At 61.2% G+C, this 11,732-nt stretch carries 7 protein-coding genes; 5 read left to right on the forward strand and 2 right to left on the reverse strand.

Features of this window, described 5'->3' with window-relative positions; genetic code table 11:
* The first annotated feature begins 231 nt into the window (after positions 1-231).
* The 3 genes from BUC04_RS03390 to BUC04_RS03400 all read left to right on the forward strand — a co-directional run bounded on the left by BUC04_RS03390 (position 232) and on the right by BUC04_RS03400 (position 3,600).
* Positions 232-2,055 (forward strand): DUF885 domain-containing protein, encoded by a 1,824-nt coding sequence (locus BUC04_RS03390; RefSeq protein ID WP_143165518.1) that lies wholly within the window; start codon positions 232-234, stop codon positions 2,053-2,055.
* A 140-nt stretch (positions 2,056-2,195) separates the two neighbouring features.
* A complete protein-coding gene (locus BUC04_RS03395; RefSeq protein ID WP_067658666.1) occupies positions 2,196-2,633 on the forward strand; it encodes a YidB family protein in 438 nt (145 codons plus the stop codon).
* A 460-nt stretch (positions 2,634-3,093) separates the two neighbouring features.
* The gene (locus tag BUC04_RS03400) at positions 3,094-3,600 is read left to right on the forward strand and encodes a GNAT family N-acetyltransferase (RefSeq protein WP_067658668.1); all 507 of its coding nucleotides are present in this window, start codon (positions 3,094-3,096) and stop codon (positions 3,598-3,600) included.
* Positions 3,601-3,675: 75 nt separating this feature from the next.
* Here the strand turns inward: BUC04_RS03400 and BUC04_RS03405 are convergent, their stop codons facing one another.
* Both BUC04_RS03405 and BUC04_RS03410 read right to left on the reverse strand, forming a co-directional pair.
* Complete coding sequence (locus BUC04_RS03405) at positions 3,676-5,214, reverse strand: sulfatase-like hydrolase/transferase (protein ID WP_067658670.1); 1,539 nt, start codon at positions 5,212-5,214, stop codon at positions 3,676-3,678.
* Positions 5,215-5,356: 142 nt separating this feature from the next.
* The gene (locus tag BUC04_RS03410) at positions 5,357-8,776 is read right to left on the reverse strand and encodes a PAS domain-containing hybrid sensor histidine kinase/response regulator (protein ID WP_067658672.1); all 3,420 of its coding nucleotides are present in this window, start codon (positions 8,774-8,776) and stop codon (positions 5,357-5,359) included.
* A gap of 172 nt (positions 8,777-8,948) precedes the next feature.
* Here BUC04_RS03410 and acs point away from each other — a divergent pair, with 172 nt between their 5' ends.
* Together acs and BUC04_RS03420 are read left to right on the forward strand one after the other, a co-directional pair.
* Complete coding sequence (acs, locus tag BUC04_RS03415; RefSeq protein ID WP_067658675.1) at positions 8,949-10,907, forward strand: acetate--CoA ligase; 1,959 nt, start codon at positions 8,949-8,951, stop codon at positions 10,905-10,907.
* Between the two features lie 192 nt (positions 10,908-11,099).
* The gene (locus BUC04_RS03420) at positions 11,100-11,726 is read left to right on the forward strand and encodes a GNAT family N-acetyltransferase (protein ID WP_067658678.1); all 627 of its coding nucleotides are present in this window, start codon (positions 11,100-11,102) and stop codon (positions 11,724-11,726) included.
* Positions 11,727-11,732 lie beyond the last annotated feature (6 nt).

The raw sequence follows: 11,732 nt of genomic DNA on the forward strand, positions 1-11,732 counted from the left end.
GATGCCAAGCGCCTTTGCCAGTTCCTTTCTGACAAAAGCCCTCTTGTTACCAGCATGTTACATGCGTATGCGGAGGGATCAAGTGGTCCGACCCTGCTTGACCCATCAGCTCCCATGGCACCTCGGTTTGTTACCGCAGCAGGGGAATAAACGATTTCGTTACATTTCCCCCAACCTATCCGAGTCAAAAGTCGATACCATAGCGAGGACAAATTGCAGATGGACTTGAAAATGATAAAGAAAATTCTGGTTGGCAGCGGCGTGGTGGTGCTCACTGCGGCCGTGGTAGCCGGCGGCTTCGCTGCCCACGAATGGTACGCCGACAAGCCGGTGCGCTTCCGCTCGCTGGTAGACCGTGAGGTGGTCAAGCTGGCCTTCGACAACCCGGAGATGCTCACCACCCTGGGAGTGCTGGAGTCAGTCGGGATCAACCGCTTTAATGCCAAGCTCAACAACAACAGCCCGGAGCACGAAGCTGAAACCCTCGAGCGGGTGCTCGCACTCAAGGCTAAGATTTCGGCCTACGAGGATGAGCAACTCTCCCCCTCCGACCAACTGTCCAAGTCCATCGCCCTCTTCCTGCTGGACCAGGCCGAAGACGCCAAGCGATTCCGGTTGCACAACTACCCGGTTAACCAGCTATTTGGGGTTCAGAACGGCTACCCCAGCTTTATGCAGGCGCAACACCCCATCAATGACCCGCAGGGCGCAGAGCACTACCTGTCACGCCTCACCGCGGTAGGGCTGAAGTTTGACCAGACCCTGGAGGGGTTGGAACTGCGTGAACAGGCTGAGATCCTGCCACCGCGTTTCGTGGTGGATCGCGTGCTCGATGAGATGACCGCCTTCACCGCGACACCAGTGAAGGAGAACATCCTCTACACCACCATGGCGGACAAGATGGCCAACAGCGGTACCATCAGCGACGAGGAACAACAAACGCTGCTGGCCGAAGCCGAGCGGCGGATCCAGTCCGAGGTCTACCCGGCCTACCAGCGTCTGATCGACTACTTCGAGCGGGTGGCGCCGAAAACCGGCAACGACCATGGCCTCTGGCACCTGCCCCAGGGGGATGAGGCTTACCAGGCTTCCCTGCGTTTCTACACCACCACCGACATGAGTGCCGAGAGCATTCACCAACTCGGCCTGAGTGAGGTAGCGCGGATCCAAGCTGAGATCCTCACCATCCTTGAGCAGCAAGGCTTTGATACCGAACAGGGCTTCACCGCGGCCATCGATGCGCTGGCAGCGGATCCCCGCTTCTACTACGAAGACAGCGACGAGGGCCGTGCCCAAATCCTGGCGGACTACCAGACCATCCTGGATGAGATCAATGAAGGGTTAAGCGACGCCTTCCGCATCCGTCCTGATGCTGGCATGGAGGTGGTACGGATCCCCGAGTTTAAGGAAGCCACCGCCCCCGGAGCCTATTACCAGCCTCCATCCCTGGATGGCAGCCGTCCGGGCCGCTTCTTTGCCAACCTGTATGACATCCAAGCGACTCCCACTTACGGCATGCGTACCCTGGCTTACCACGAGGGGATCCCCGGTCACCACTTCCAGATTGCCCTGGGACTGGAGCAGCGTGGCCTGCCCTTCTTCCGCCGCTTCGCCCCCTTTACCGCCTACATCGAGGGCTGGGCGCTGTACAGCGAATACCTGGCCTGGGAGCTGGGCTTCCAGCAAGAGCCGCTGGATAACGTCGGTCGACTGCAGGCCGAGCTGTTCCGTGCCGTCCGCCTGGTGGTGGACACCGGTATCCACGCCAAACGCTGGACCCGCGAGGAGGCGATCGATTACATGCAAGCCAACACCGGCATCGCCCAGAGCGACGTGGTGTCTGAGATTGAGCGCTACATTGTGATGCCCGGCCAGGCCACCTCCTACAAGGTGGGGATGATCAAGATCCTGGCTCTGCGGGAAAAAGCCCAGACCGCACTGGGAGATCGCTTCGACCTGCGAGACTTCCATGACGTAGTGCTGCAAAACGGGGCGGTGCCGCTGACGGTGCTGGAGCAGTTGGTGGACAACTACATCGCTGAGCAGCAGGCCTAATCCCACTGTGACATCAGGCTAATGCCAAGACGAGCCACCGCATTGCGGTGGCTTTTTTGTGCCCCGCCCCAAACCAGCAAACCGGCATCTACGCCCAGTTGGTCTAGGCTGTGCCGAAGGTTTCAGCAAAGGGGCGAACCATGGATCTGCAACAAGTACTGCAAGTGGCAGCACAGCTGTTCAATCAGGGCAACAATGGCCCAAACCAGGACGATAACCAGGTGGCGTCTGCCCTGTCAGAGTTGATGGGCGGGCAAGCGGATGGCAGCGGCATAGATCTGGGCCAGATCGTCAGTAGCCTGGATGGGGCCGGCTTAACTCAGATTGCCCAGTCCTGGCTGGGTGACGGCGCCAACGACCCCATCGATCCGGGCCAGCTCTCCAACGTGTTCGGCCAGGACAAACTGGGTCAGTTCGCCCAGAACCTGGGGATGGAGCAGGCGGATGTCGAGCAGGGCTTATCCCAGGCGCTTCCCGCCATCATCGACAAATCCAGCCAGGGTGGCAGCCTGCTTGAGGCCGTTGGCGGTGTATCCGGCATCATGGGCATGGTAGGCAAGCTGTTCGGCAAGAATTGATTGGCGGCAGCCCAGAAAGAAAAAAGCGCGAGGGTGTCGAGTCCCTCGCGCTTGCTGCAATTACAAACCGGCACTGGCAGTGTTGTGCAGGCTCCGACAGCGAAAACTATGGTGCGCCGAAGCGCGTGGTGTTCAAGCCAGGCATTGCGTCACCGGCTTTAATCCCCAAAAGCAGTGAGGTCGACCGCAGAAATCGGGCGCCTCTAGGTAAAGCATCGTAAATCCCACCCAATAAAAGTAAATCTCTGTAACCCCTCGAAAAGGCTCACTAGAACCAAAGTGTTAACTGGCGCACATTAATGCAGCCACTGGCGACTGCGATCGCTTTCGACCATGCTCTGTTGCGGCGGTTTTGTCAGCACTCCAATCTGGCTGCGAGGCAACTGATCGACAGGGTGATCCCACCGGTCGATCTCGCCATACAGGATCTCAACCTCAACCAACGGACATGCCCTCAGAAATGGACATTCGACCGGAAACCCTGGCCGATGAGGCCCACATTCGCTCCCTGGTGTACAACGCCTTCAAGGGACACCCCTACCATCCGCCCGGTGCAGAGCCGACCGAACACCTGGCCATCGACCGCCTTCGCCATGGCCACGAGTTGCGTCTCTCGCTGGTTGCGGAGCTGGACGGGCGCATCGTCGGCCACATCGCCTTTTCACCGGTTACTATCAATGGCCATGAGCATGCATGGTGGGGCCTGGCACCGCTGTCGGTCGCACCGGAGTGGCAAGGAAAAGGGATCGGTACGGCGTTAGCCAAGGCGGGGATGGCCAAAGCCGAAGGCTCGGGGATCGCCGGCGTGGTGGTACTTGGCGACCCCAACTATTACCAGCGCTTTGGTTTTCGCCACTACGACGGTCTGCACTATCCCGATGTGCCACCGGAGTATTTCCTGGCCTGCCGCTTCGGTGAGGCGACGCCCTCCGGTGCGGTGCACTACTCCAAGGCCTTCGGCAGCTAAAGCGTCAACCAACAAGCCCAGCACCAGACACCAAAAAGCCCTCACGATGAGGGCTTTTTCACGGCATATCTCGGCTTAATCGACCAACCCATCGATAAGGGCCCGGGCCCGTGCCCGGCGCTCCTCGTTGGCCTCGTCCGCCGCATCGCGCAGTACCGCCTCCACCGCCAACCGCTCTTCCCGGCTGTGGTGGCCGTTGTAATGGGGAAACTGGTTGCGGTTCCAGCCCCAGCGCGGGGTGTCATTGTCGGCATCCCACTGGCGGTAAGCTTCCGTCAGTCGGGCCACCTCATGGGGCAGGATGGTGGCCAGGTTGTGCTGCTCCTCCACATCCTCGCTGAGGTGGAACAGTTGCGCCGGCTCACGGTTACGATTGGCGTTTTCCTTGTAGAGCTTCCAGTGCCGGTCCCGCACCGCCCAACCGCGGCTGTTGGCCCAAAAGAGGTAGCGATCCGCCAACTGCATCTGTTCGCCGGTGAGCAGCGGCAGCAGATCCTCCCCTTCCAACTGCCACTGCGGCTGTTGTTCGACCTCGGCCGCCGCCAGCGCCGTGGCGAGGATATCCAGCGCAATCACCGGCTCATCGATCTGCTGCTGGGCCGGGATCTTACCGCGCCAGGTGGCGGTAAAGGGCACCCGGATCCCCCCTTCCCAGAAACTGCCCTTGGTGCCGCGCAGCGGCGTGTTGAGTGAGAAGTTGTCGCTGGGTTTACCGCCGTTGTCCGCCAGGAAGAAGATCAGGGTCTCTTCCATCAAACCCTCCTGCTCCAGCTTGTCGAGGATCTTGCCGATGTTCTCATCCATGTTGAAGTTCATCGCCACCGCCTTACGGCGATCCTCATCCTCGATGTGGGCAAAGCGATCCATGTCGGTCTTGCGTGGCTCCATCGGCGAGTGGATGGCATTGAAGGCGACATAGAGGAAGAAGGGGTCGGCCTTGTGCCGGTCGATGTAATCCACCGCCTCATCGCCAAAGCGGTCGGTGAGGTACTGGTCAAAGTTGTCCACCAGCTCGCCGTTGCGGTAGATCGCCGCCTCCGGCTTGTAGTCGTGCTTGGCCTGGTTCATCGGCCCGACGTAATAGGTGGCCGCGCCGTTGTTAAAGCCAAAGAACTCGTCAAAGCCCCGGTTGTGTGGCCAGTAATCCATGGGCTCAGCGTCGTGCCACTTACCCACCATGCCGGTGCGATAGCCGGCGTCCTGCAGGTAGTTGGCAAAGGTGGGGACGCTCAAGTCCAACCCCAGCGGAGTGTCCGCATCCCGGGAGTACGGCGCGGTGTTGTCGTGGTAACCAAAGCGCTGCTGATAACGACCCGTCATCAGCCCTGCGCGGGAGGGTCCGCACACGGTGCCGGTGACATAGCCTGCGCTGAATACCGCGCCCTCTGCCGCCAGGCGATCCATGTTCGGGGTTTCCACATCCTGGCTGATGCGCTGAAAACCGGTATCGGCGTAGCCCAGATCATCGGCAAACAGCACCAGCACATTGGGCTGACGCGGCGCCTCCTGCTGCGGTGCTGGCTGACAGCCGGTCAGAGCCAGAAGTGAGGTCGCAACCCCAAGAGACGCGGCGAAAGGATACACCGGGAACTGGTGCAGAGAAGCTGGGGGCATGGGTCGCTCTTTATTTTCGTTATCATCGACTTAGCGCATGCCGCTGAGACTGAGACAGGGGCTGACTGCGCATCTGGTCGGCACTATGAGCGCAGCGCCAACCAGATGCAATCAAGCCAGAACAAAGCAGTGCAGAGAAGTGTCAATCTGCGATCGGGCTCGCCTTCGGTGCCTTCAGCGACGCAGAGATCATCGCTCGCAGCGCCGCTGGCCGTACCATCTTGGCCATAAAGCCGTAGCCCTTCTCAGCCACCTCCTCCATCAGCTCCTGTCTGGTATCGGCGGTGATCAGTATGCCCGGCAGATCCTGGCCATAGAGGCCACGCAGCTTGTCCATCGCCTCCAGTCCGGTCTTGCCCTCATCCAGGTGGTAATCCGCCAGCATGATGTCCGGGGCAAAGCCATTGAGCCCCAACTGGATCCGCGCTTCATCGAAGCTCTTGGCCACCACCACCTTGCACTGCCAGCGACTGAGCAGGCTCTCCAGCCCGGCCAGGATCGACTCCTCGTTGTCGATGCAGAGCACCCGTACGTCTTTAAGCGGCTGGGAACGACTGAGTAGCAGGTTCTCCGCCTGTACCTCGCGCCGTGCCAAGGGCACGGTGACGGAGAACATCGAGCCCTGGCCCAGGTTGGAGCGCACCGCCAGCGGATGACCCAGCACCTTGGCGATGCGATCAACGATGGCCAGCCCCAGGCCCAGGCCAACCCGTTCGCCCTCCACATTGAGCTGACGAAACTCCTTGAAGATCTCCTTTACGTCGCTGTCGTCGATGCCGCAGCCGGTGTCGTAGATCTGCAGCTCCAGGTTGTCGCCACGGCGACGGCAGGCCAGCAAAATCCGGCCAGTATCGGTGTAGCGCAGCGCATTGGTCAGGAAGTTCTGTACCACCCGGCGCAGCAGGTTGGGATCGGTATCCACCGTCAGGTTGCGCAGCTTGTGGCTGAACTTCAGCCCCTGGTTGGCGGCCATCGCCTCGAACTCCACCATCAGCGAGCCCAGCACCGTCTGCAGGTTCACCGGCCGCCGGTTCACCGCCATGGTGCCCGCCTCCAGCTTGGAGATGTCGAGCAGATCCGACAGCATCTCACCGGCGCCTTTGAGTGAGCCGGCGATGTGCGACACGGTGTTGCGGTCGCCCTCATTGAGGGTATCGCCCTGCATCAACGAGGCGGTAAACAGCCGCGCTGCGTTAAGAGGCTGCATCAGGTCGTGGCCCACCGCCGCCAGGAACTTGGTCTTGGACTGGTTGGCCACCTCTTCCGCCGCCTTGGCCTCCAGCAGCCGGGCGTTGAGCTGGGCCAGCTCCGAAGTCCGCTCTGCCACACGGGCCTCCAGGTTCTCGTTGGCGTCCTTGAGCGCCTGCTCCTGGGCACGGAAGTCGGTGATGTCGGAGAAGGTCATGACAAAGCCGCCACCGGGCATCGGGTTACCCCGCATCCGGATCACCCGGCCGTCACTGCGGCGCCGCTCCGAGGTGTGGGCGGAGCCGGCCTGCATAAAGGCGACCCGCTTGGCCACGTGGGCAGAGACCGGCCCCGGGCCACAGCGGCCCAAGGCGGCGTTGTAGCGGATGATCTCCGCCACCGGCATACCGGTCTTGAGGAAATCCTCGGGGTAATCAAACAGCTCTTCGTAGCGTCGGTTCCAGGCCACCAGGTTGAGATCCGGGTCGACCACACTGATCCCCTCAAAGGCGTGCTCAATGGCGCCGCGCATCTGGTCCTGGCTGAGCAGGATCTTGGCACTGGCGTCATCCACCAGGGAGAACACCTCATCCAGTGCCAGGTCCCGGCCCTGCATCACGCTCTCCATCACCGTGGCGGCGGAGGAGGCCCCCAGCACGGTGGCGATCAGTCGCTCGGCGTGCTCCACCATGCGCGGCTCAGCCGATTTGTTCCAGGTCTCCCGGGCGATGGCGGTGGGGAAGTAACGGGCAAAGCTGCGGTAGGCGCGGCTGGGGCCAACAAAGCGGCTGGTCATCAACAGCAGGTCTTGCTGGCTAACCATGCCGGAGCGACGCTTCTCGTCCCGTTGGCGACCGGGGATCTGCAAGAATGCGCTGGCCTGGATCCGATCACTGACCGATTGGTGTGACAGCAGTGAGACGATAAAGAAGGTTAAGGCGTTGCCCAGCAGCGACAGCAGGATCTGGCTCATGGCGTCGTCCAGGCCCAGGAACAGCCAGCCCAGATCGCCAATCATCGGCTGCAGCATCACCAGACACCAGCCGCCAAAGCCCACCGCCAGCCCTGCCAGCACGCCATTACGATGACCGTGCTTCCAGTACAGCGCCATCACCAAACCTGGCGCCAACTGGGCAAAGGCGCCGAAGGCCAGCATGCCGATCCGTGCCAGCGACGCGTCGTCGCCAATGGTGGTGTAGGCAGCGAAGCCCAGCAGCAAAAGCATCAGGATGATGGCGCGGCGGGCATTGAGCAGCCGGGCAGCAAACTGATCGAAGTTCTTGCCGCGGATGGAACCGGCCCGCAGCGACAGCGGTACCAGCCATTCATTACTGATCATGATCGACACCGTCACCACCGCCACGATCACCATAGAGCTGGCCGCCGAGATGGTGCCCAGCAGCGCCACCACCGCCAGCCAGTCGGCGCCGATAGCTTGGGGCATGGTGATCATGTAGGTATCCGACGGCACGGTATCGCCCAGCAGCACCCGGCCGGCCATTGCCAGGGGCACCACGAACACCGAGATCAGCACCAGGTAGAGCGGCAGTACCCAGCGAGCCCGGTCTACATGGTTGGTGTCTTCGCACTCCACCACCATGGTGTGGAAGATCCGCGGCAGACAGACAAAGGCGGCCATGGAGATCAGCACCTCCGGCGCGATGTGGGCCAAGTCCAACGTCATATCCGGAGCCACGCTTTCTGCCTGAGCCTGACCAAGCACATCCCAGGGGCCGTTAAACACACCAAACACCAGCACCCCGCCCACCAGCAGGAATGCCACCAGCTTGACCAGGGACTCAAACGCCACCGCCAGGATCATCCCGGGATTGTGCTCGGTGGCATCCAGCTTGCGGGTACCGAACAAGATGGCAAACAGCGCCAGGGTAAGGGTGATCATCAGCGCCATCACCCCCTCGTCCCAGGGCCGCTCGGTGCCGAACAGCCCCAGCACCACCACCGAGGCTTTCAGCTGCAGCGCCATGTAGGGCATCAGTCCGAGGGTGGCGATCAATGTGACCAGGCCCGCCAGCAGCTGCGACTTGCCATAACGGGCGGCGATGAAATCGGCCACCGAGGTGATGTTTTGCGCCTTGGACACCATCACCAGCTTGCGCAGGAAGCCGAAGCCGACGGTAAACAGCAGAATCGGGCCGATATAGATGGGCAGGAAGGCCCAGGGGTCGTAAGCGGCCTGGCCGACGGTGCCAAGGATACTCCAGCTGGAGCAGTACACCGCCAGGGAGAAGCCGTAGATCCAGGGAGCCAATTTGGTCCTCAGCGCGCCAAACCACCGCTCTCCGCTCCAGGCAACGAAGAAGAGCAAGGTGATGTACAACAAGGAGATAGTTAACACGCTGTAGGAAGAGAGCATGGCCGATCACTGGCTGAAAATCCGTTCGGTCAGTGTGCCAGCAAAGCGGGGATCACACAAAACGGCAGTGGCTGGATACCCACCTTGGGCGAATAGACGATGGTCTAATGGTTGGATCTTCAAGCGGCTGGAAGACTTGCAGTACACCATTCGATAGGAGAGGGAAAACCGAATGAGTACGCAGTCTCTCTATCCCGTCAGCCCCGAGCTGGCCGGATCAGCAAAACTGAACGACGAGCAATACCGCAAGATGTACCAGGAATCCATCGTCAACCCGGAAGGGTTCTGGCGGGAGCATGGCCAACGCATTACCTGGTTCAAGGACTACACCAAGATCCATAAGGTTTCCTTCGACGACCACAACCTGTTCATCAAGTGGTTCTACGACGGCACCCTGAATGCCAGCTACAACTGCTTGGATCGTCACCTGGAAACCCGCGGCGATCAGACTGCCATCATCTGGGAGGGGGATGACGCCTCCGAACAACGCACCCTCACCTACGCCGAACTGCACGCTGAAGTATGTAAGTTTGCCAACGCCCTGAAGAGCCAAGGGGTTCGTCGTGGCGATGTGGTGACCATCTACATGCCGATGGTGCCGGAAGCGGCGGTGGCCATGCTGGCCTGTGCCCGCATCGGTGCGGTGCATTCCGTGATCTTCGGTGGCTTCTCGCCGGACTCCATCGCCAGCCGCATCAACGACGGCAGCTCCAAGGTAGTCATCACCGCCGACGAAGGCGTGCGTGGTGGCCGCATCATTCCGCTCAAGGCCAACATCGACGCGGCGCTGGAGCACCCGGATGTCACCACCATCGAGAAGGTGATCGTACTCAAGCGTACCGGCAACGAAGAGGTGAACCATCAGGAGGGCCGCGACATCTGGTGGCACGACCTGATGGCGCTCTCCTCCGAGTACTGTGAGGCCCGTGAGATGGCGGCGGAAGATCCGCTGTTTATCCTCTACACCTCCGGCTCCACCGGCAAGCCCAAGGGTGTGCTGCACACCACCGGTGGCTACATGGTGTACGCCTCCATGACCCACGAGTACGTGTTCGACTACCGAGAGGGCGAGGTCTACTGGTGTACCGCCGATGTGGGCTGGATCACCGGCCACTCCTACATGGTGTATGGCCCGCTGGCCAACGGTGCCACCATGCTGATGCACGAAGGCGTGCCCAACTACCCCTCTCCGGCGCGCCTGGGTGAGATGATCGACCGCCACAAGGTCAACATCCTCTACACCGCTCCGACCCTGATCCGAGCCCTGATGGCCCAGGGTACCGAGCACTTCGACAACATGGACGCCAGCACCCTGCGGGTAATGGGTTCGGTGGGCGAGCCCATCAACCCGGAAGCCTGGCGCTGGTACCACGAGGTGATCGGCCGCGGCAAATGCCCCATCGTCGACACCTGGTGGCAGACCGAAACCGGCGGCTGTTTGATCACGCCGCTGCCCGGGGCCACTGATCTTAAACCTGGCAGTGCCACTCGTCCCTTCTTCGGGGTGCAGCCGGCGCTGGTGGACAACATGGGTAACCTGATTGAAGGGGCCGGCGAAGGCAACCTGGTGCTGCTGGACTCCTGGCCGGGCCAGATGCGCAGCGTCTACGGTGACCACGAGCGCTTCGTGCTGACCTACTTCAAGACCTTCCGCGGCATGTACTTCACCGGTGACGGTGCCAAACGTGACGAGGACGGCTACTACTGGATTACCGGTCGGGTCGATGACGTGATTAACGTTTCCGGTCACCGCCTGGGTACCGCCGAGATCGAATCCGCCCTGGTATCGCATCCGGATGTGGCCGAGGCCGCCGTGGTGGGTTACCCCCACGACATCAAGGGCCAGGGGATCTACGCCTACGTCACCCTCAACCAGGGTGTGGAGGAGACCGAAGAGCTGCGCCAGGCGCTACGCCAGTGGGTGCGCTCTGAGATCGGTGCCCTCGCCTCGCCGGATCTGGTGCAGTGGGCACCGGGCCTGCCCAAGACCCGTTCCGGCAAGATCATGCGTCGCTTCCTGCGTAAGATCGCCGCCGATGAAGTGGGTGCCCTGGGCGACTCCACCACCCTGGCAGACCCGAGCGTGCTGGATAACCTGATCGATTCGCGTCTCAATCGCGCTCAGGATTGATTCTCCCTTCCCAACCTAAGCCCGCCTCGGCGGGCTTTTTTTTGGGTCGGGCCATAATGCGATCGCGAACCCATTTCGAACCCAAATCCGGACACAACTGTTCAGGGATTCGCCACCATCTGGGAGCAAGATCCCATTACGTCGCAATCGGCAGCCGTTATAATTGCAGGCAGTTGACTTGGGGAGAACACGATGGCGTTGGCACAGACCTTACCTCCGCTGGATTGCTTTGAAGCAAGCCGGATCTATCTGAATTGCCAAACCCGCGACGGCACCCCTGTGGTGATCCGCTCCATTCGTCCCGACGACAAGTACGAGATGCGGGATCTCTACCCCGCCCTGTCGCAACGCACCCTCTACATGCGCTTCTTCCGGGTGATGGCCCAGCCGTCACTGGAAGAGGTGTCCCGCTATACCGATGTCGACTTTGATACCCACCTGGCACTGGTACTGATGTACGGCCCGGAGCAGCGCATGGCCGCTGCAGGTCGCTTGATCCGCGCCAACGCCGAGTCCGACGTGGCGGAGCTGTCCTGCCTGGTAATCGATGAGCTTCAGCATCGCGGCCTGGGCAAGCTGCTGGTCGCCCAGCTGATGGAAACTGGCCGACAGTGGGGGATCAGCAAGATTGTCGCGCTGGTGCACGGCGAAAACGGTGCCATGCTGCGCTTGCTGAAGGGGATGGGTTACCCCAGTGAGCTGGTGTATGACGACGGCGAGTACACCGTCACCCTGGATGTCTCCCACGCCCCCTGTAAAGACAACGCCATGCACCACGCTACCGTGACCGCCATGCACCAAGGGGTGGAGCCGGTTTAACCCAGC

Origin of the sequence: Ferrimonas marina (assembly GCF_900129905.1) — a bacterium.
GTDB classification, from domain to species: domain Bacteria; phylum Pseudomonadota; class Gammaproteobacteria; order Enterobacterales; family Shewanellaceae; genus Ferrimonas; species Ferrimonas marina.